The sequence below is a fragment of the Mycobacterium sp. pR1184 genome (assembly GCF_041287235.1).
Taxonomy (GTDB): Bacteria; Actinomycetota; Actinomycetes; order Mycobacteriales; family Mycobacteriaceae; genus Mycobacterium.
Genome location: NZ_JBGGKR010000005.1, coordinates 121,241 through 140,410 on the forward strand (window position 1 = coordinate 121,241; position 19,170 = coordinate 140,410).

Consider the following 19,170-nt stretch of genomic DNA (forward strand, 5'->3'; position numbering starts at 1 on the left):
ATACCCACCCCATCGAGGTGCGGGCACGTCCTACGTCGGGAGCGCCGCTTCCTCTGCCAGGTGGTGCGGATGACCGGCGTGCCGCACGGCCGTTCCGAGGAAAGGTGCCTTCAGCGTGGCCGTCAGATAGCGGCGGTTGACGACCAGTCCGCCGACGGCGATCGCGGTGTAGACACCGCAGAGCACCAGACGCTCCGGGGTGGAGGTGAGCGGGAACTGGACGATGAACAACCCCAGCAGCGTCCAGGCGGCGGCACGGCGGAAGCGCAGCGCCAGGATCACCGCGACACCCATCAGCGTCTGGCTGGCGGTGAGCAACACTTCCTCGATCTGGCGGGAGTCGAGCTCTAGGGAGAAGCCGCCGCCACCGAGCATGTGAGCCACCGGCAGCGATCCGATCAGTAGCGTCCATTGGTTGACCTTGGACGAGATCAGCGTGGCGATGGCCGCGGTGCCCTTGCCGCGGCTGGCGAAGATCGTCGCGATGATGAACTCAGGTGCCTCGGAAGCCAACGGTGCGAGCCACTGCACCAGCAGGAATCGGTCGATGCCCAGCTCGGAGCCGGCCGCGACCAGATTGTCGGCAAAGGGCTTGGCGCACAGCAGGATTACGGCGCCGGACACCGCGAACAAGCCGACGACGACTATGCGGCGGGTCCGGTCCGAGAGCTCACCCAGAGCGGCGGCGGTACCGACCAGGTCGGGCTCTTCGACGTCGCCGTGGCTGACCTTGTACAGGTAGAAGCCGAACCAGGCGAGCAGTGCCAGCCCCATCGCGAGATGGATCTCGCCGCCGACCGGGATCGCGAACGCGGCCAGACCGGCGATCAGCAGGAACCCGAGTTCGACGCGATTGGCGGGCTCCAGCGCCAGGGCGGTGCTCTTGCCGGCGCCGAACCGGCGCGCCGCGACGACACCGACCAGCACCACGACCGGCCACCCCAGGCCCATCAACAGCCGATTGGATCCGGTCATGTTGGCCGCCGCGTACTGCGTGTATTCCGGGTTATGACCGGAAACGAACGCGTAGTAGAGGTCGACTGCGTATTCGGGCAACACCGCGACCAGAGCGAGCACTGCGATCGCCAGGCCGCCGGAGACGTCGATCTGCGCGGCCTCGGCGGCCCACGCCAGCAGGAAGCTGGCCGAGACCACTGCGGCACCGAAGATCAGTAGGGCGACAACCGGGTCCGGATGCAGGCCGATGATCCGGACCACGACCGCGGGGGCAATGAAGGCGGCGGTGATCAACGCCGAACGGAACAGCGTTCGCCGCGGCGAATGTGCCGCCGCCGTCGGAATCGAGCCGGCGGGCCTCTCAGTGGCGAGCATCGTCGTCCTTCGGTCGGGCGTCATCGCTATCTGGCTCGCGGCCGTGGCTTGACCTGCCCGCCAAAGCTACCCTGGATACCCTTATCCAGCAACGTTGTGAGAGTGCCAATCGACACCAATCGCCTGCCTATATTTGCTGGCTAGAGGCGTCAATCTAAATTGTTAGGCTCAACTAACTTCAGAATGTGGCAAACCGATCTAGTGCTCTTACGGGTACTTAGGGTTTGGTGGGCTGGGTTCGGGGGAGTGGCTGGTGCGTCCGTACAGCAGCCGTGGCACATCAACATCCACTACGACGCATAGCTGGAGTCCTGGGTTCCGCGGCGGATCCTCGACGTCGGATGTGGCGACGGTTCGCCGGCTGCTCTACGGCCGCGTGCTGATCACCTGGGCCGTGGCTGGTTAGCGATCCGGACCCATCGCCGCGGCCGCGGCCGCGGTGAACATTTCGACGGCCTGCTTGCGGGTCAACGACGAAACGAATTGTGCGGCGGCCTTCATGACGTCACCCGCCATCAGCGTCGGGCCGTTGGCCAGGTTGTCGAAAGCCTCCGCGATGATGTCGTCGACCGAGGCGGCACCTTCGGGCACCTCGTCCGGCGAACCGATGTTGCCGCGGCGGTATTCGAGTTCGCGCAACGCGGGCGTGTTGGTCTTGCCCAGGATGAGGCCCAGCACGTCGACGCCCTTGTCGTGCAGCTCGGCCCAGAGCGCTTCGGCGAAAACCATGTCGAACGCCTTCGTCGCACCGTAGGCGACCATGTTGGGTCCGCCGGCCAATCCGGCGCCGGACCCGAAGATGACGATGCCGCCGCTGCCCCGCTCGACCATCGCCGGGGCGAAATGATGGCAAAGCTGCATCGGCACCATGCAGTTGCGGTAGACCATCGCCTCCGCGGCACCGATCGGATTATCAAGGAAGGGTTGGTAATTGGGATCCGCACCCGCGCAGTACACCAAGAAACCGATCTCCAGATCGCTGGTGGCTTCGGCTACTTTGTCGGCCGCGCCCGCTTCAGCGAGATCGACTGCGAGAGTGCGGGTTTGGATATCGGTTTCCGATTCGATCTCGGCGGCAACCCGATCGAGCACCGCTTGGCGGCGCGCAAGGAGTACGACGTTGACGCCGCGTTCGGCCAGTCCTGCGGCGAATGCCGCACCGACGCCGTCGGAGGCGCCGGCGACCAGCGCCCACGGGCCGTACTTCGTGGCGAATGTCATGAGCGCTCCCTACGGGCCGAACGTCGCGATGCGAACCTGCGTGAACCGGCGTCGAGCAATGCGCCAGCCATCGGCGGTCCGGACGATCTCGTCGTCGTAGAACCCCCACGCGTTGACGCCGGATTGGTTGTCGCCGAACATGATCACCGCATCGACGTAGGTGCGGGCCGATGCCTTGTCACCATCGAGCGTGACGGCCTGATTGGACAAGCGATGCAGGGTGTGGCCCGCCAAGGCGTGCGTGGTGTCCATGAACTCGGTGACCTCGTCCACGCCATGCCAGCTGCCGATCTCGCCGTAGTCGAGCTCGCAGTCGTCGGTGAACACGGTGCGAAACAGCGGCCAGTCGCGGCGATCGATCCCGGTGGCGTAGCGCACCACCAGATCGCAGATGTCCTGACGGTCTTCTCGTTCGGTCACGCCTGCCTCAATTCGGGTGGACCACGGCCTCGAGGGTTCCGTACCAGTCCTGGGGATGTGGGCCGCCGCCGAATTGGATTGTGACGCCTCGGCGGGTCGAGGTGCTCAGCGTGCGCAGCAGCAGTTCACCGGGTCCGGGCTCGGGTCGGCCGTCTCGCGGACCGTCAGCCGACTATCTCTCAAAACCACAGCGCGCAAAGCATCTACCCCATTTTCTCGAATAATCGAGTTAATCTGTCGAATGTTCAATATAACTGTAGGAATCCGGTCTTAAAGGAGTCAAGCCATTCGCGGATCCACCTCGGCGCCGACCGCGCGGGTACTCGACATTGTCGAGTTGCTGGCGCGGTCGGCAAACACCCGGATGCGCTTCTCCGACATCGTGCGTGAACTCGGCCTGACACAGGGCACGGTGCACGCGATCCTCAAGACACTGTGCGATCGCGGCTGGGCGAGCCGCGATCCCGTCACCAAGACCTTCTCGCTGGGCCCGGCGCTCGCCGTCGTGGGTGCGCGAATGGACACCGCTCGGCCACTCGCGCACGCCGCGCGTTCGGCGGCGCTGCGACTTTACCGCGAGGTCGGTTACGCCGGCTCGGTGGTCGAACGGTTCGGTGATTCGTTGGTAGTCACGGCTTTTGAGGGCGATCCCGCCACCCAACCCGCAGGGATACCGGGCGACCGGATCCCATACGCGCCGCCGTTCGGCGTCGCGTTCGCTGCCTGGGACACCGACGAGGAACAGCGCGCGTGGATTCGCCGCGGCGCGGGCAGCAACGCCGATCGGGTCCAGCGCCTGGAACACGTCTTGGCGCACACCCGCGAGCGTGGATTCGATGTCGACTGGACAACGCCCGCGCTGGCGCAGGCCGTCCAGGTGGTCGGCACACTGGACAGCAACGAGATGCCGACCCCGGTGCGCCATATCCTTGACCAGCTGCTTGTCGAGTTCACCACGATCGGCTTCCTGTCCGACGACAACCCCGGTCGCCGCAAACAGCCCGTTGTGACCATCGCCGCACCGGTTTTCGACCACCGCGGCCACGTCGCCATGATGCTCGCCGTGCACCCTCTGTCTCCGCTGAGCGCGCGGCAGATCCAGGTCATCGGCGACAAGCTCACCGCGGAAACCGCGGCGATCAGCGAAGCTCAGCAGAATCCGCCGGTCGTGGACCTCGAGGAGCGTCGCACCGCGCGGTAGTTTCAGGCCGTTTCGTCTCGGCCCGGCACTCCGGCGTCGAACGCGTTGAGCGTGACGGCGACCATGCAGAAACAGCCGACTAGAAATACGATCTCGGCGGCCCCGTGCTCACCGAAACATCCGACGGCGGCCCGATAAGTGGTCTCGGGCAGGGCGCCGCCGCGAATGAGGGCGGCCGCCATGTCGTAGGCAACACGTTCGTCGTCGGTCAGATCGGCGGGGCGTTCGCCCGCGGCGATGGTGGCGACCTTGTCCTCGGGCAACCCGGCGCGCTCGGCGAAGTACTCATGCCCGTAGATCGCATAGCGCGCCTTGAGCTTCGCGACCGTGACCAGGATGACCAGTTGATGGACCCGGCCCGGCAGCCGGCCATGCTCCCACAGTGATCTGTTGAATGCCCAAGCCGGCGAGCCGAATTGAGGATAGTGCAGCCAGCCGTTGAACGGGCCGATCAGCGCACCGTCGTCGCGATCGGCGACGAGTTCACCGAAGTCGCTGTCGATCGCGGCTCGCATGTCGGCGTACAGCAGCTGCTGTGCGCCGGTCAAACTGGTCGGCGGCAATGGGGCAAGGCGCACGGGGCTTTCTCCTCACGTGATCGCAGTGGCTGAGTCCAGCCAAGTGCCGGCACGCTTTCGTGTCCACGACCGGGTTGTGATCACTGATAAGTTCCGCTTTCTACCGCAGGTCAAGCCCGCTTAAGCTCATCTCATGGAACTGCGGCAGTTGCGCTACTTCGTGGCGGTTGCCGAAGAGTTGCATTTCGGACGCGCCGCCAGACGCATCCACATCTCGGGACCGGCTCTGTCGCAACAGATCATCGCGCTGGAGCGCGAGATTGGAGCCGACCTGTTCGTGCGCGACCGGCGCAGCGTCCGGTTGAGCGAGGCAGGACGCGCCCTGTTGCCGGATGCGCGCAGGATGCTGGCCCTGGCCGATGACGCGAAACGCCGGGTGCAACGGGCGGCGGTCGACAGCGTTCCGGTGCGGCTAGGGTATGTCAGCTGGCTGCCGGATGACCTCACTGCGGTATTGGGGGCGGCCATATCCCTGCGGCTCGACGAGTGGGTGCTGCCGTCGCACGTGCAGGCTGATCGCGTTGCCGAGGGTGCCCTCGATGTCGCGTTGACCTGGGTGACCGCCCAACAGGCAAGTCAGCGCGGACTCGCGACATATCTGGTGCGCGCCGAGCCGCTGCCCGCGGTACTGCCCGGCGTGAGCTCAACTGAACCCATTGCAGCACAGCAGCTTACCGTTCTAGTCGACGCCGACGAATCAGCCTGGTCTTCCTGGAACCGCTTCGCCACGGAGTTCGCGGCCGCAACCGGTGCCCGCGTCGTCCGGATTGACGACGGCGGTATCACCGGGGATGCGTACTACGCGCATGTGCGCCGGATTGCCGCGCCGATTCTCGCCTCGCCCAAGCGGCACACCGCGGTGCCGCCACCCAGTCTGGGTCAGCGCCCGGTCACCGATCCGGTGCCGCTGTGGACATGGTCACTCGTGCGCCGCGAGAACGACGAACGGGCCGGGGTCATGCGGGTGGTCGAGGCACTGCTGACAGTGGCGCACACAAGCGGCTGGCGCACGCCTCCTGGGCAGCGATGGTGGATCCCTGCCGACGATCCGCACCGCGGCGTGCTCGACGGTTCTGAGCGGCGGTAGGAAGCCGCGCCGAACACACCTAAGCGACTGGTCCTGGACGGCTGATCCTGGCCGCGCTTGAGTGAGAGGCAGCAGCGGAAGGACGAAAAGCCATGGCACATCGGTATGTTGTGGACGAACTGGCCGAGTTCGTCGTCGGCGCCACGCCGTCGGACCTGGGTACGCATCCCCGGGAATTGCTCAAACGCAATGTGCTCGACAGCATCGCCTGTGCGATCGGCTCGCTCGACGGTGAACTGATCCCGGCGATCCGGGAGCACGCCCGTCAGTTCAGCGGCAGTGCTTCGGCGACGCTCGTCGGCGGCGGTCGCGCCTCGGTCGACCAGGCCGCCTTCTTCAACTCCGTGCTGGTGCGCTATCCAGACCTGCTCGACACGTATTTGACCGTGGGCGGCCTATGCCACCCGGCCGACAACGTCGGTGCGGTCCTGGCGGTAGCCGAGCGCGTCGACGCCAGCGGTGCCGACTTCCTGCTCGCCCTCGCGGTCGCTTACGAGGTCCAATGTCGTTTCAGCGCACAAGTTCCCGTGATGGCGCGTGGACTCAACCATGCGCTGCAGCTGGCGATGTCGGTCGCAGCCGGATCGGCGAGGTTGCTGGGGCTGGACGCACAGCGCACCGCGCACGCCATCGCGGCGGCCACGGCCGACAATGTCTCACTGGCCGTGGTGCACGCCGAGCCGGTCTCGAACTGGAAGGGCATCTCCCCGGCCATCACCGCCATGCGTGCGGTCTACACCACGATATTGGCCGGCCGTGGGATCACCGGGCCCACGTCGTTGTTCGAAGGCCCGAACGGGCTCGTCCAACTCTTCGATCAGCCAATCGATTTCAACACCTCCGACCGCGGACTGACGGCGGTCGAACAGACCTATCTCAAGCAGTACTGCGCACTGATCCACGGACAGGCCATCATCGACGCCCTGTTGGCGATCCGGGCGGACAACAACCTGCGCGGCGATGACGTCGCGCGCGTGACGATCGAGGTGTTTCAGACCGCCTACGACATCGCCGGTGGGGGAGCCTACGGCGACAAGGATCATCCGCGGACCAAGGAACAGGCCGACTACAACCTCAAGTACCTCAGTGCCGTCGCACTGCTCGACGGGGGAGTGGGCCCCGAACAGCTTGAGAACGAACGTGTTCTGCGCCGCGACGTTCAGGAGCTGCTGGCGCGAGTGGACGTGGTCGAGGCGGCCGACCTGACCGCGGACTATCCGCAACGCACCGCGACGCGCGTGCATGTCCACACCCGGGACGGACGGGAATTCAGCCGTGAGGAAAGCGATTACGAGGGATCACCGACCCGGCCGATGACGTGGCAGCGCGTGGTGGACAAGTTCGGATGGCTCGCCGAACCGTTCTGCGAACCCGCGCTACAGACCGACATCGTCACCGCCGTCGCCCATATCGACGACATCGCCATCGCCGGGCTCACCGAACTGCTCGGCACGGTGAGTCCGGTAGCGCAACGTCCGCGCAGCCGGCCGCGGTTCTGACATCTGCGCGCCCTCTTGCATCGTTTGCTGCCCGCGATGAATGATCGGCCATGCGCAAAGATCGCGGCATCAACCGCTGGGAGTTGGTTACCTGCGCGCTCGCAGGCCATGTGACGTACGCGCCCGAGGAGCAGGGGCTTGCCGACCGGCTCAGTGGCACGACCGGACTCGGTGAAGTGTGGCGGTGCTTGCGCTGCGGGGAGTTCGTCGTCGGCGAACCTCACGGCCGGGGCCACGCCGAGGACGCACCGATGATTATGCGTGGCAAGGCTTTACGACAGGCGATCATCATTCGTGCTCTCGCGGTCGAGCGCGTGTTCCGAGCGGTGGTGATCGCGCTCGCGGCGTACGCGGTGTGGACGTTCCGCGGCGCCCGGGGATCCATCCAGGCCACCCTCGATCGCGACCTGCCGATCTTTCGGGCCGCCGGATTCAGGGTCGACCAAATGACGCTCGTGCACGAGCTGGAAAAGGCGTTGGCCGCCAAACCTTCGACGTTGGCGCTGCTGACCCTGATGCTGACCGCCTACGCCCTGGTCGAGCTGCTCGAGGCCGTCGGCCTGTGGTTACTCAAGCGCTGGGGCGAGTACTTCGCGGTGATCGCCACCTCGGTGTTCTTGCCGTTGGAGATCCATGACCTGGCCAAGGGCATCACGATGACGCGGGTGGTCACCTTCAGCATCAACATCCTGGCGGTGATCTACCTGGTGGTCTCCAAACGCCTGTTCGGCGTGCGCGGCGGTCGCAAGGCCTACGACGAGGAACGGCGCGGTGAGCAGCTCCTCGACGTCGAGCGGGCCGCTATGACGACGTGAGGCTCACGTCTTGGGAGTGATGAACACGCCCTCGGCTTCCACGGTGACACCGTCCGCGTCGGCGATGTGACCGACGGAGAACGTCTTGACCCCGTCGATGCGGTCGATGTGGGCTTCTGCCCGCAGCGGACGGCCGAGCGCCGTGCGGCGCCGGTAACGCAAGGTCAGAGTGCCGGTATAGGCGGGGCGGCCCAGCTTGTGCGCGGTCGCCCCCAGCACGTGGTCGAGGATCAGGGCCGACACCCCGCCGTGCACATGCTCCGGCGGGCCTTCGTACGCCGCACCGAGGTTGAACTCTGACCACACCAGTCCGTCGGCCTCGTGATGCAGCACCAGCGGTGGGGCGACCGCGTTGCGCAGACCTACCACCGCATTGCCCCATGCGACGGTGTCGCCGTCCGGCGTCGAGTGGACGCCGAAGGTCCCCGGCCGCACCGACGCGCTCAATTCGTCTGCGGCCCTGTCGATTTTGGCCTTTGCTGCCGCTATGGTCGCGGGGTCCGCTTTGGTCCGGATGCTCAGATCGACGAGCCGGCGGACCGATTGGGCCAGCGGGCCGTAGATCGATTCGAGCTGGCGGTAGTCAATGCAGAGCATCTCGTCAGACATATAGGCAAACTAACAGTCCGCTGGCGGCGTGCCGCCGCCGGATGTGGCAGACTGGACGCGTCCAGCGTTGGACTTAGGGGACTTCCCTTGTAGCAGCGGCATTTTCGTCGGCGTGAAGCTAACCGCTATCGTCAGGGCACCATGACGGGCATGGGTTCCGCGTTGCTACGTCGCAGACCGGATTAGTGCTGGTCGCAGGCGTGGTGGGCGGGAATAGATGCCCGGGAATGTGCGCTACCACACAAGCCGGATTATCACTGCGTTTACCAGCTTGCTGCACACTTGTAAAACAGCTGGGGTGATATTGACATGTCGGCTGACCAGGCCGGCGAAGGAGGGGTCGAGACTGTGCCTACACTGCAGACCTTGATCAACCAGAGCTCTACCAACCTCGATGTAGTTGCCCCGATCAAAGCCCGCGCCTGCGACGCGCTGAATCTGGTGCTGAGGAACAGGGCGCGCGGGCAGGCAGATGGCTCACGCGTCATGCGCAGGGGTGCCGAGCGCTGCTGACCCCGTCGATAGAATCGCCGACGGTGCCAAGGCCAATGGCCGGCGATTGGAGTTTCGAGTTGCCCCCTAACCCGGCGCGGTGACGATCGGCGTCATCTGTGCAATCCCGCAAGAGTGGGCTTATCTGCGCACTGCGTTGTCCGGGGCGCGGCGCGAACAGGTCGCACAGGTCACCTTCGATACCGGCGAACTCGATGCGCAGCGGGTGGTGCTGGCCGCAGCCGGCATGGGCAAGGTCAACACCGGTCTGGTGGCGACGTTGCTGGCCGATCGATTCCGTTGTCACATAATCGTTTTCACCGGTGTCGCAGGCGGACTGGATCCGCGGCTGCACATCGGTGACATCGTTATCGCCGACCGGGTGGTGCAGCACGACTTCGGGGTCATCGAAAACGAGCGGCTGGCGCCCTACCAACCGGGGCACGTCCCGTTCATCAATGCGACCGAGCGTTTCGGCTACCCGGTAGAACCCGAACTCTTCGATCGCGTCACCCGCCGTCTCGAGGGATTCACCCTTCCGGTGCTGCCATCGGCGGCGGGCGGCACCGGTACGCCGCCGCGGATCAGCTACGGCACCGTCTTGACCGGCGATCAGTACCTGCATTGCGAGTCCACCCGCGACCGGCTGCACGACGATTTCGGGGGCCTGGCCATCGACATGGAGGGCGGCGCGCTGGCCCAGGTCTGCGAGGCGTTCGGCATCCCCTGGCTGGTGATCCGCGCGCTATCCGACCTGGCCGGCACCGACTCCGGTGCCGATTTCAACCAGTTCGTGCAGCAGGTCGCGATCAGCTCGGCTCGTGTCCTGCTGCACCTGTTGCCGGTGCTGGACTGAGGCGGTCCTGCGCGGCACGCTCGCGTTCGCGCCGCCGCGCCCGCGAGGCCCGCAGATTGGCGACGTTGCCGCACGTCCTGGCATTGCACCAGACACCGCTGTTGTTCTTCGAGCGGTCGTAGAAGGTCGACGCGCACGGTTGGTGATGGCAGTTCTTGAGGCGCCGCCAGGTGCCGTCGCGTTGGCTCAGCACGATCTCACCCCACAATGCCGAGGCCAGCCAGCGCCAGCCAGTGCCGGCGGGTTCCAGTCGGACATCGCCGGTCTCGGACACCGCGAAGGACGCCGAGATGGCCGCCACGCCCGCCCCGGCCGCTGCTTCGCCGCGCACCAGTTGCGCGATCACTTCGCGCAATGCCCGAAGCTTCGGCAGGTCCGCGTCCGTGATGGCAGGCGGGTCGGCGGGCACGCCGCGCAGCTCCGCCCAGGTCCGCACCGCGCCGCTCACCCAGTCCCGCGCGAGCGCGGCGTCGTCGAGTAGATCCGGGCTGTCGCGCTTGACGTCGATTGTGTTGAGGAAGTCCTGGACCAGGCCAAGGCCGCCGGGTGCGGTCGCGAGTTCGTATCGCTGTGATGCAGACCATGAAGACATAACCAAATGCTACTTGACTATGTCATGCGCGGCAATTAGCTTGACAGAAGCAAAGCTACTTAACATCAGTCAAGGAGTACGGATCATGGTCAACATCAAGGGGTCGACGGTCGTAGTTACCGGCGGGCAGCGCGGACTCGGCAAGGCCATCGTGGACGAGTTTCTGCGTCGTGGCGCGGCCAAGGTCTACGCCACCGCACGCACACCCAAGCCCAGCACTGACCCTCGCGTCATAAGCGTCGCGCTCGATGTCACCAAGGCCGATTCGGTTGCGGCGCTGGCTATTACCGCCCCCGACGCCGACATTGTGGTGAACAACGCCGGGATTTTCGGTGCGACGAAGCTGCTCGCCAGTGACGTCGACGAAGTCCGTGAAGTGTTCGAGACCAACTACTTCGGTGCGCTTCGGGTGGCCCGGGCGTTCGCCCCGATCCTGGCCAAGAATGGCGGTGGCGCGCTGGCAGACATCAGCTCCGTGTTGGCCTGGGTGGCAGGCTCCGGCGGCTACGGCGATTCCAAGGCGGCCATCTGGTCGCTGACCAACTCGTTGCGCGTCGAGCTCGAGAAGCAGGGCACCCTGGTCACCTCGGTGCACTTGAGTTACACCGAGACCGACATGACCACGGCGTTTGACGTGCCGAAGAACGACCCGCAGGACGTTGCCAGGCAGATCGTCGACGGCATCCGGGACGACGAGACCGAGGTGCTGGCCGACGAGGACACCCGTCAGGCCAAGACGGCTCTCTCGGGACCGGCCGAGTTACTGCGCATCAGCTGATCATCAGCCGGTTTGGGGGTCGGCACGATGCCGGCCCCCATTGCCGTACGCAACATGTTTGGATTGGCGTATGGCTGATACGGATCCCGAAGGCATAGTCAGCGCGACCCGCGTCATCTCGGCCAGCGCCGAGCGCATCTTCGAACTGATCGCCGAGCCATCCAGCCAGCCCGGCTGGGACGGCAACAACAACCTCGCTGCGGCGGAGCCCGGGCAGCGCGTGCGCGCGGTCGGTGACGTGTTCAAGATGACGCTGACCAACGGCGCCGTGCGGGAGAACCACGTCGTGGAATTCATCGAAGGCACCAAGATCGCTTGGCGCCCAGCCGAACCCGGAAAGCAACCGCCCGGTCACCTGTGGCGCTGGGAGCTCAGCGAGATCAACTCCACGCTGACCAACGTCACCCACACCTACGACTACACCGCCCTGACCGACCCGACGCGGCTGGAGAAGGCGCGTTCGACGACGTCGGAGATGCTGCGCGACTCGATGGACAAGCTCGCGATGCTGGCGCAGCGCCTCGGGTAGCACCCGGTAGGCCCGTTGCGTCGCCCCCGGCGTTCTCACAGGACGGAATCTCAGCCGTTCTTGGCGCGCACCCACTGCAGCGTGCCGACGTTTTTGACGCGCACGCTGACGAAGCCGTTGTCTTCGAGGATGTCGCCGATTTCGTCTTCGCCGAAGATGTGAGCGCCCATGTTGGGCAGCAGCTGCCACGCTCGCGCGGCACGCCCCGCGGTCGGAACCATGATGGCCAGCCGTCCGCCGCTTCGCAGCACCCGTGCCATCTCGGCCAGCGCGGCCGCCGGATCCGGAACCAATTGCAGCACCGCCATCGAGACCACGGCGTCGACGGTGTCGTCTCGCAGCGGAAGTCGTTGTGCATCAGCCCTTATGAAGCCGACGTGCGGGCCTGCCTCGTTGCGCACGGCCCGGGCCAGCATCGCCTCGGAAATGTCGACGCCCAAGGCCAATCCGTCCTTGCCGGCCGAGCGTGCCAGCGATGCGGTGACGGTGCCCGGGCCGGAACCCACATCCAGCGCGGTTCCGCCCGGCGGGATGTCCAGCCAGTCGGCCGGGTGCTGCAGCGCGGCGATCAGGCGTCGGGAGAAGGCCTGCGCGGTGTCGTAAAGCATTGAGCCGATGGGTGATGCCCATGCCGCCTGTATCGGGCCGGTGTTCTTCGGGATGTCGTCGTCGCCGAGCAGATCGAGATACCCCTTGCTGGCATCCGGAATCGCCGGCGGGTCGGCAAGCAGATCCAGCGCTCGGCGTAGCGCGGGCGGAAGCGAGACGTGTACGTCGGTCATGCGTACTCCTTCGATCAAATGCCAAGCTGTACGCCGAAATCCGGGAGCCGCGACGCTGACAGTCTCCCAACCGCAGCCTACGCGCGGCGGCCAGGCGCCTCGACTAGCCGAGTGGTCGCGTTCGTTAACGCTTGACGACTGCGTGCTCGCTTACCAGGGCGTACAACCGCCACTGGCCCGGAACGCCTTTGAGCGCGGTCTCGCCGCGGTCGGTGAACCGGTGCCGCGAGCCGGTGACGATGTCGCGCAGCGTCGACGAGACCAAGACCTCGCTCGGGCCCGCCTGGGCGGCGACCCGGGCGCAGATGTGCACTGCCATGCCGGCGATGTCGTCCTTGACGGCGCCGCCGCGCACCTCCACCTCACCCGCGTGGATGCCCGCGCGCACCTCGATACCCAGCACCCGAACCGCGTCGACGATGGCGTCCGCGCAGGCGATCGCCGCGCTCGGGCTGCTGAACGTGGCGACGAATCCGTCTCCGGCCGTGTTGACTTCGCGGCCGGAGAAGCGCTGCAGCTCCCGGCGCACGATGGCGTCGTGGTTGTCCAGCAGATCGCGCCAGCGATCGTCCCCGAGCAGGGCGGCCCGCTCGGTCGAGCTGACGATGTCGGTGAACACGATCGTGGTCAGCAGGCGTTCGGCGTCCGAGCCGCCGCGCAGTCCGGTGATGAACTCCTCGATCTCGTCGAGCATCGGAGCCGTGTTGCCGGTCCAGTACAGGGCATCTTCGCCCGGTAACTCCACGAGACGCGACCCGGCGATGTGCTCGGCCATGTAGTGCGCGTGGCCGATCGGGCTGAACTCCGGATTGTCGCGGTGCAGGATCAGCGTTGGCGTGCTGATGCGCGGCAGGATGTCGCGCACGTCGGAGCGCCGGATGGTCTCGATGACCACACGCGCCATGCTCGGGGACGCGGCCCGGTTCCCGGACTGGTCCCACCACGCGCGGAATGCGTCGTCGTTGGCGACCGAGGGCGCGATGATGCCGAGCATGTCGAAGCCCTGCTCGACGGCGTCCGGCTCGACCCCCACCGTCGTGTACGGCGTCGCCTCGACCTCGTCGGTGCCGATCGGGTAGTCAGGACCACGCAGGGTCCTGGCCGCGCCGTTGAAGATCACCAGGTTGCAAACCCGCTCGGGGAATTCGGCGGCGAGCACCAGTCCGGCCAACGAGGTGAAGCCCGGGGCAAACACGGTCGCCCGATCACACCCGGCCGCGTCCATCACCGCGATCGCGTCCTGTGCCCAGGACCTGGGCCCGATCATGTCCAACGAGGGAACCCGCGAAGACATGCCGATCCCGCGTTGGTCGAACCGGATCACCCGGCTGAACGATGCCAGCCGTCGATGAAAGCGGTACATCGACGGCTCACTGTCGACGCAGTCGATCGGAATGAGTGGGCCCGGCAGCACCAGCAAGTCGATCGGGCCATCGCCGAACACCTGATAGGCGATGTCGAGTTCGCCGCAACTGGCGTACCGGGTCCGCGGAACCGGCGCCACGCCACCAGGCTAATGCAGGGCTACGACAAATCCGGGGCCAAGCCGCCGATGATGGGCACCAGGTACCGCCCGGCGTACTCCCGCACGGCGGTGTGGTCCGAGATGTCGAGCCGGTCGGTGGGGAAGACGATGATCCCCAGCGCCACGCGCAGCAGCACATCGGCGACGTTGGCCAGGTCGGCATCGGGCAGGTCGGCGCCGCATCTGCGCAGCGTGCGAGCGATCCCGGCGGCGAACTGGCTGATCGGGAAGACATGCGACCGCGAGAAGAGCCCGAACAGCTCGGGTTCGCTCTCCACGATGCGCGAGTACAGCGCGGAGTCCTGGACCAGGCGCACGCCCAGGGTGAACGCCTCGATCACTGCTTCGGCCGGAGTGCAGCCGGCGGTAGCCCGGTCCAAGGTGGCGAAGAACATTTCGCCCTCGCGGCGGACCACCTGTTCGACCAGGTCGTCCTTGGTGGGAAAACGCCGATAGAGGGTGCTGCGGCTGACCCCGGCCCGGGCGGCGACGTCCTCCATGTTCGCGCGGCGCACGCCGTAGGTCTCGAAGACCGCTCGCGCGGTGTCCAGGATGGTGTCGTCGGTATCGCGGCTGTCGACGAGGGTGCCGTCAAGGCTGTGTTTCCGCATGGATGACGACCTCCTCGGCGATGTCAGTGCCAGAATGCTACGTTTGAAACAAAGATATAGATTTGTACCACTGATTCACGGGAGGTGGGGCATGACCGCCCAGAACGACCAGTTGGCCGGCACCCGTTTCGACATCGGGGTGCGGGAGGCGGTCCCTGTGTTGCTCGAGGGGCCGCTGGGCGACGAGATCGCCGAGACCGCGCCGCGGCTGGGGCCCGACTCCCTGATCTGGAAGTTCTACGGCGATCACCGCACCCAGTTCTTCGGGTTCCAGCGCACCGCGGGTGTCGAGAACTGCATCGAGCAGCTCGCGCAGGGCGTGCTCGATCACTCGGTGGTCTTCAGCGACACGTTGGGCCGCGCCAAGCGAACCGCGCCGCCGTTGATGAAGACCGTCTACTCCGACGATCCGTACGCGTGGGGTCGTAAGGTCCGTGACTTCCACAGATCGATCAAGGGCACCATCAGCGACGGTTCGCGCTACCACGCGTTGAACCCCGAGCTGTTCTATTGGGCGCACGCGACTTTCGTCGACCAGGTCATCTACAACACCGACACGTTCATCCGGCGGCTGTCGGACGCGGAGAAGCAACAGATCTTCGACGAAGGCAAGGTCTGGTACAGCCTCTACGGCGTCAGCGACCGCGGCCAGCCGCAGACGTACGCCGACTTCGTCGACTACTGGGACGACATGCTCGAGCGGTTCGTGCCGCACAAGACGGTCCTGTACGGCACCGGCTACATCCGCAAGGGAATTCCCGGACCCCGTTGGATACCCAAGAGCATCTGGAAGCTGATGTCCGCGCCGCTGAACGCCTACACCCGTCTCGTGCTGGTCGGAACCATGCCGCCACAAATGCGCGAGGTATGCCAGCTCGAATGGGATACCAAGAAGGAGAAGCGGTTTCAGCGCTTTGCGGCGATCATGCGCGCCCTGAATCCGGTGCTCAATCGGCTTCCACTCCGGGTGCTCTACACCCCGTGGGCGGTGACGGCATGGCGCCGGGCCGGCGTCGACCCGCGCCGGCTGCACAACCGCGCCGGCTAGGTGATTAGCAGCAGCCGTTCGGCATTGCCGTGTGCGATCTTCTCCCGGTCGGTGGGGGACAGCGTCGTCTGCTCGAATCCCCGCACGGCTTCGTACGACGATTCGTAGGGGTAGTCGATCGAGAACATCAACGCGTCGGCCCCTACTTCCAGCACGGCTCCGAGCATGACCGCGGGTGAGAACACACCGCTGTTGGTGAAGACGATGTTGGTGCCGAGGTACTCCGACGGCGCGCGCCGCAACGTGCTGGTTTCCGAGAGCGATGTCGACGCGAAGCGGGTGTCGATGCGGCTGCGCTGAAACGGCAGAAACTCGCCCATGTGTCCCAAGATCATCGTCGCCGCGGGATGCCGGTCGAATACGCCGCTGAACAGAATCCGCAGCGCATGTCCGCTGACCTCGGCGGCCCAGCTCCAGGTTGCGCCGTACAGCTCGGGCCGCCCCTCGATGACCTGCCAGTGATCGGCCGGCGGTGCGCCGGGGTGCAAATACAGTGGCACGCCGAGGGATTCGACCGCCGCCCACAGCTCGTCGTATTCGGGTGCATCCAGGTAGCGACCGCCGGGGCCGGTGATGCAATCGTTGACCAGGGCGCCGCAGAATCCGTCTTGGGTGACGGCGCGTTCCAGTTCGGTCACCGCCGCGGCTGGATCCTGCAAGGGCAACGCCGCGAAGCCGCGGAAGCGGTCCGGATTTTCGCCGATTGCCTTCGCCAGGTAGTCGTTGGCAAAGCGTGCGTTGTCACGGGCGTGTTCGGCGTCGATGTCGACCTGCAGACCGGGAGACGTCAGCGAGAGCACCTGGATGTCGATGCCGGCATCGTCCATCTCGGCCAGTCGGTGTTCGCTGAAGTCGGGGAGCCGCAGTTCGCAGCGCTGCGCCCATTCCGTCGTCATGCGCTGCTGCAGCTGCTGATGCTCCGTGGTGGGCTGACGCTCGGCCAGCTCGGGGATGAAAAATGCCTCCTCCAAGGCGATGTAGCGCATCGGCGTTCCTCACTGTCGGATTACTTTGTCTCCGTTCGACCCTGCCCGCCGGCCAGCTATTTGTGAAATGAATGTTCTGCATATCGAGTATGTCTACTGTGCATACTGGCCGACTTGGCTGGAAGGGTGGTGACTCCGGCGGTAACTCATGGTTACCTCAAGGCATATCGAGGCATCCCGCTACGTCAGCCCGAGCGTGAGGAGCACGACCGATGGAATTGACGGGTAATACCGTTCTGGTCACCGGCGGTGGCAGCGGAATCGGCCGCGGTTTAGCGGAGTCGTTCCATCGGCTCGGCAACCAGGTGGTGATCGCGGGCCGCCGTCGCCAACTGCTGCAGGCCGTCGTCGAGGCAAACCCCGGCATCGACTACCTGTCGCTGGATCAATCCGACGCGGCCGACGTCAGGAGGTTCGCCGTCGAGTTGACGGACCGCTATCCGGACTTCAACGTCTTGGTCAACAACGCCGGCACGCAGCGCGTCGAGGACCTCACCGCCAGCAACGTCGGCCTGGCGGAGCAGAGCATCGCGATCAACCTGCTCGGCCCGATCCGGCTCACCTCGGCATTGCTCCCGGCGCTGCTCAGAAAGCCGCGCGCCACGATCCTCAACGTGACGTCCGGTCTGGCCTTCATGCCCAGCGCGCTCACACCGACCTATTGCGCCTCCAAGGCCGCCTTGCACTCCTACACGCAGTCGCTGCGCTTCCAGCTTCGTGACACCGCGGTCCAGGTCATCGAAATCATTCCGCCGCATGTGCAGACCGCGCTGCAGGGCGAGCGCGGATTCGACCCGAGGGCGATGCCGCTGGAGGATTACGTCGCGGAGACGATGTCGCTGTTACGGACCGAACCCCTGGCCGACGAGATCGTGGTGGAGCGTGTCAAGAATTTCCGCTACGCCGAACGCGACGGCACCTACCGCGACATCTATCCGGCCTTCAACGAGGCCATAACCGCCTGGCTGCCCACCGCGAGCAGCACCCAGGGCGCCCGCTGAAAACCTTGCGGCTACCCAGAATTCGGCGCGCCATGGGCGAACGTTCAGTGTCTGTATGCCCGGTGGGGCCCGAGCCTGCGTGGCGGGCGGAACCGGCATAAGACAGGATCGATGCCATGGCCGATATCGACTTTTCGTTGTTGGACGTCCCGAGATCGGCACCGGTCGACGACCCCGAGGCGTACCTGCGTGCGGCGATCGCCTGGCACTTCGGCGCGGACACCGGCTCCGCCTTTTGGCTCCGGACCGCCAAGACACTGGACTTCGATCCGTTGACCGACGTCAAGACCTTCACCGATTTGCGGTTGTTCCCCAACCTGCTCAGCGAGCTGCGCAATGTGCCGGTCGAAGATCTGATCCCGCGCGGATACGGCTCACCGCCGCCGGTGCCGCAGGTTTTCGAATCCGGCGGCACCACTGGGGCTCCGAAACGTACTGCGCAACTTCCTGATTGGGTCGCACAAGTCATCGAATGGCAAACTGAGGACTTCGCCACCGGCGGCTTTCAGCGGGGCCGGGGTTTCCTGTGCCTGATGCCGAGCGGTCCGCACGGCGTGGGCTTTTTCTCGCGCCTGGTCGCCGAGCGGCTTGGCTCGGCGTTTCACGCGATCGACATCGATCCCCGCTGGGTGAAGAAGATCGCCGCGCGCAATGCCGCCGCAGAGGTGGCCGCCTATGTCGAGCACGTCCTCGAGCAAGCGGTTCACGTGCTGCAGACCCAGAACGTCGCGAACCTGCACGCCACTCCGCCGTTACTGGAGGCGATTGCCCGCAACGACGACCTGGTGGACCTGGTGAACGCCAAGATTCGCTATCTGTTGCTCAGCGGTGCGCACGTGGACGCGGACACGCTGGACCTGTTGCGCGACATCTTCCCCGAGACGACGATCACGATGGCGTTCGGCAGCACAATGATTCTGTCGCAGGCCGTCACCCGAACCGACGGTGACACATTTGTTTTCGATCCGCGGACACCGTACGTCGTGTTCTGGGTGATCGATCCCGACACCGGGGAGCAGGTGCCCTACGGCGAACTGGGCCAGGTGGTGATGAACCACATCAGCAAGGGCATGTTCTTGCCGAACAACCTGGAACGCGACATGGCGATCCGGATACCCGGGCCCGCAGGGCAACTCAGCGATTCGGTCAGCGCGGTACGGCCGGTCGCCACTTTCGAGGGCGAGGCCGTCATCGAGGGCGTGTACTGA

At 65.7% G+C, this 19,170-nt stretch carries 20 protein-coding genes; 10 read left to right on the forward strand and 10 right to left on the reverse strand.

What is annotated here, in order from left to right:
* Positions 1-30: 30 nt before the first annotated feature.
* The 3 genes from ACAG21_RS10810 to ACAG21_RS10820 all read right to left on the reverse strand — a co-directional run bounded on the left by ACAG21_RS10810 (position 31) and on the right by ACAG21_RS10820 (position 2,973).
* Positions 31-1,332, reverse strand: a complete 1,302-nt coding sequence (locus tag ACAG21_RS10810; RefSeq protein WP_370496036.1) for a sodium:proton exchanger — start codon at positions 1,330-1,332, stop codon at positions 31-33.
* A 402-nt stretch (positions 1,333-1,734) separates the two neighbouring features.
* Entirely contained in the window at positions 1,735-2,553 is an 819-nt protein-coding gene (locus ACAG21_RS10815; RefSeq protein WP_370496037.1) for an SDR family NAD(P)-dependent oxidoreductase, read from the reverse strand.
* Positions 2,554-2,562: 9 nt separating this feature from the next.
* Positions 2,563-2,973, reverse strand: coding sequence for a nuclear transport factor 2 family protein (locus tag ACAG21_RS10820; protein ID WP_370496038.1), 411 nt, complete (start codon positions 2,971-2,973; stop codon positions 2,563-2,565).
* 286 nt (positions 2,974-3,259) lie between these two features.
* On the opposite strand from ACAG21_RS10820, the gene ACAG21_RS10825 reads away from it, so the two are divergent.
* A complete protein-coding gene (locus ACAG21_RS10825) occupies positions 3,260-4,174 on the forward strand; it encodes an IclR family transcriptional regulator (protein WP_370496307.1) in 915 nt (304 codons plus the stop codon).
* Positions 4,175-4,176: 2 nt separating this feature from the next.
* On the opposite strand, the gene ACAG21_RS10830 is transcribed toward ACAG21_RS10825, so the two are convergent.
* Positions 4,177-4,752: a carboxymuconolactone decarboxylase family protein gene (locus ACAG21_RS10830; protein ID WP_370496039.1), complete on the reverse strand. Its 576-nt coding sequence runs from the start codon at positions 4,750-4,752 to the stop codon at positions 4,177-4,179.
* A gap of 133 nt (positions 4,753-4,885) precedes the next feature.
* Here ACAG21_RS10830 and ACAG21_RS10835 point away from each other — a divergent pair, with 133 nt between their 5' ends.
* From ACAG21_RS10835 to ACAG21_RS10845, 3 genes are all read left to right on the forward strand, one after another.
* Positions 4,886-5,839: a LysR family transcriptional regulator gene (locus ACAG21_RS10835; RefSeq protein ID WP_370496040.1), complete on the forward strand. Its 954-nt coding sequence runs from the start codon at positions 4,886-4,888 to the stop codon at positions 5,837-5,839.
* Positions 5,840-5,949: 110 nt separating this feature from the next.
* Entirely contained in the window at positions 5,950-7,338 is a 1,389-nt protein-coding gene (locus ACAG21_RS10840) for an MmgE/PrpD family protein (protein ID WP_370496308.1), read from the forward strand.
* A 50-nt stretch (positions 7,339-7,388) separates the two neighbouring features.
* Positions 7,389-8,153, forward strand: coding sequence for a DUF2127 domain-containing protein (locus tag ACAG21_RS10845; protein WP_370496041.1), 765 nt, complete (start codon positions 7,389-7,391; stop codon positions 8,151-8,153).
* Between the two features lie 3 nt (positions 8,154-8,156).
* Here ACAG21_RS10845 and ACAG21_RS10850 read toward each other — a convergent pair whose 3' ends face one another.
* A complete protein-coding gene (locus ACAG21_RS10850; protein ID WP_370496042.1) occupies positions 8,157-8,762 on the reverse strand; it encodes a PaaI family thioesterase in 606 nt (201 codons plus the stop codon).
* Positions 8,763-9,354: 592 nt separating this feature from the next.
* Between ACAG21_RS10850 and ACAG21_RS10855 the strand changes: the two genes are divergently transcribed.
* On the forward strand, positions 9,355-10,110 hold the full coding sequence (locus tag ACAG21_RS10855; RefSeq protein WP_370496043.1) for a 5'-methylthioadenosine/adenosylhomocysteine nucleosidase: 756 nt from the start codon (positions 9,355-9,357) through the stop codon (positions 10,108-10,110).
* On the opposite strand, the gene ACAG21_RS10860 is transcribed toward ACAG21_RS10855, so the two are convergent.
* Positions 10,064-10,702 carry a CGNR zinc finger domain-containing protein gene (locus ACAG21_RS10860; RefSeq protein WP_370496044.1) on the reverse strand — a complete coding sequence of 213 codons (639 nt, stop codon included), beginning with the start codon at positions 10,700-10,702 and terminating at the stop codon, positions 10,064-10,066. The genes ACAG21_RS10855 and ACAG21_RS10860 overlap by 47 nt on opposite strands.
* Before the next feature lie 85 nt (positions 10,703-10,787).
* Between ACAG21_RS10860 and ACAG21_RS10865 the strand changes: the two genes are divergently transcribed.
* Positions 10,788-11,480 carry an SDR family oxidoreductase gene (locus ACAG21_RS10865; protein ID WP_370496045.1) on the forward strand — a complete coding sequence of 231 codons (693 nt, stop codon included), beginning with the start codon at positions 10,788-10,790 and terminating at the stop codon, positions 11,478-11,480.
* Positions 11,481-11,550: 70 nt separating this feature from the next.
* The gene (locus tag ACAG21_RS10870; RefSeq protein WP_370496046.1) at positions 11,551-12,009 is read left to right on the forward strand and encodes an SRPBCC family protein; all 459 of its coding nucleotides are present in this window, start codon (positions 11,551-11,553) and stop codon (positions 12,007-12,009) included.
* Between the two features lie 50 nt (positions 12,010-12,059).
* Here ACAG21_RS10870 and ACAG21_RS10875 read toward each other — a convergent pair whose 3' ends face one another.
* The 3 genes from ACAG21_RS10875 to ACAG21_RS10885 all read right to left on the reverse strand — a co-directional run bounded on the left by ACAG21_RS10875 (position 12,060) and on the right by ACAG21_RS10885 (position 14,927).
* Positions 12,060-12,791: a class I SAM-dependent methyltransferase gene (locus ACAG21_RS10875; protein ID WP_370496047.1), complete on the reverse strand. Its 732-nt coding sequence runs from the start codon at positions 12,789-12,791 to the stop codon at positions 12,060-12,062.
* Positions 12,792-12,915: 124 nt separating this feature from the next.
* The gene (locus tag ACAG21_RS10880) at positions 12,916-14,295 is read right to left on the reverse strand and encodes an adenylate/guanylate cyclase domain-containing protein (RefSeq protein ID WP_370496048.1); all 1,380 of its coding nucleotides are present in this window, start codon (positions 14,293-14,295) and stop codon (positions 12,916-12,918) included.
* A gap of 20 nt (positions 14,296-14,315) precedes the next feature.
* Positions 14,316-14,927, reverse strand: a complete 612-nt coding sequence (locus ACAG21_RS10885; RefSeq protein WP_370496050.1) for a TetR/AcrR family transcriptional regulator — start codon at positions 14,925-14,927, stop codon at positions 14,316-14,318.
* 91 nt (positions 14,928-15,018) lie between these two features.
* Here ACAG21_RS10885 and ACAG21_RS10890 point away from each other — a divergent pair, with 91 nt between their 5' ends.
* On the forward strand, positions 15,019-15,975 hold the full coding sequence (locus ACAG21_RS10890; protein WP_370496051.1) for an oxygenase MpaB family protein: 957 nt from the start codon (positions 15,019-15,021) through the stop codon (positions 15,973-15,975).
* Here the strand turns inward: ACAG21_RS10890 and ACAG21_RS10895 are convergent.
* Positions 15,972-16,961, reverse strand: coding sequence for an amidohydrolase family protein (locus tag ACAG21_RS10895; protein WP_370496052.1), 990 nt, complete (start codon positions 16,959-16,961; stop codon positions 15,972-15,974). The two genes, ACAG21_RS10890 and ACAG21_RS10895, sit on opposite strands and share 4 nt — an antisense overlap.
* Before the next feature lie 212 nt (positions 16,962-17,173).
* On the opposite strand from ACAG21_RS10895, the gene ACAG21_RS10900 reads away from it, so the two are divergent.
* Together ACAG21_RS10900 and ACAG21_RS10905 are read left to right on the forward strand one after the other, a co-directional pair.
* The gene (locus ACAG21_RS10900) at positions 17,174-17,962 is read left to right on the forward strand and encodes an SDR family oxidoreductase (RefSeq protein WP_370496053.1); all 789 of its coding nucleotides are present in this window, start codon (positions 17,174-17,176) and stop codon (positions 17,960-17,962) included.
* A gap of 116 nt (positions 17,963-18,078) precedes the next feature.
* Complete coding sequence (locus tag ACAG21_RS10905) at positions 18,079-19,170, forward strand: phenazine antibiotic biosynthesis protein (RefSeq protein WP_370496054.1); 1,092 nt, start codon at positions 18,079-18,081, stop codon at positions 19,168-19,170.

What these genes read in the sequence shown, in the direction of transcription:
- ACAG21_RS10810 (WP_370496036.1), bottom strand. Translation starts at nt 1,332, where the DNA reads ATGCTCGCCACTGAGAGGCCCGCCGGCTCGATTCCGACGGCGGCGGCA.
- ACAG21_RS10815 (WP_370496037.1), bottom strand. Translation starts at nt 2,553, where the DNA reads ATGACATTCGCCACGAAGTACGGCCCGTGGGCGCTGGTCGCCGGCGCC.
- ACAG21_RS10835 (WP_370496040.1), top strand. Translation starts at nt 4,886, where the DNA reads ATGGAACTGCGGCAGTTGCGCTACTTCGTGGCGGTTGCCGAAGAGTTG.
- ACAG21_RS10845 (WP_370496041.1), top strand. Translation starts at nt 7,389, where the DNA reads ATGCGCAAAGATCGCGGCATCAACCGCTGGGAGTTGGTTACCTGCGCG.
- ACAG21_RS10850 (WP_370496042.1), bottom strand. Translation starts at nt 8,762, where the DNA reads ATGTCTGACGAGATGCTCTGCATTGACTACCGCCAGCTCGAATCGATC.
- ACAG21_RS10860 (WP_370496044.1), bottom strand. Translation starts at nt 10,702, where the DNA reads ATGTCTTCATGGTCTGCATCACAGCGATACGAACTCGCGACCGCACCC.
- ACAG21_RS10865 (WP_370496045.1), top strand. Translation starts at nt 10,788, where the DNA reads ATGGTCAACATCAAGGGGTCGACGGTCGTAGTTACCGGCGGGCAGCGC.
- ACAG21_RS10870 (WP_370496046.1), top strand. Translation starts at nt 11,551, where the DNA reads ATGGCTGATACGGATCCCGAAGGCATAGTCAGCGCGACCCGCGTCATC.
- ACAG21_RS10875 (WP_370496047.1), bottom strand. Translation starts at nt 12,791, where the DNA reads ATGACCGACGTACACGTCTCGCTTCCGCCCGCGCTACGCCGAGCGCTG.
- ACAG21_RS10885 (WP_370496050.1), bottom strand. Translation starts at nt 14,927, where the DNA reads ATGCGGAAACACAGCCTTGACGGCACCCTCGTCGACAGCCGCGATACC.
- ACAG21_RS10890 (WP_370496051.1), top strand. Translation starts at nt 15,019, where the DNA reads ATGACCGCCCAGAACGACCAGTTGGCCGGCACCCGTTTCGACATCGGG.
- ACAG21_RS10895 (WP_370496052.1), bottom strand. Translation starts at nt 16,961, where the DNA reads ATGCGCTACATCGCCTTGGAGGAGGCATTTTTCATCCCCGAGCTGGCC.
- ACAG21_RS10900 (WP_370496053.1), top strand. Translation starts at nt 17,174, where the DNA reads ATGGAATTGACGGGTAATACCGTTCTGGTCACCGGCGGTGGCAGCGGA.
- ACAG21_RS10905 (WP_370496054.1), top strand. Translation starts at nt 18,079, where the DNA reads ATGGCCGATATCGACTTTTCGTTGTTGGACGTCCCGAGATCGGCACCG.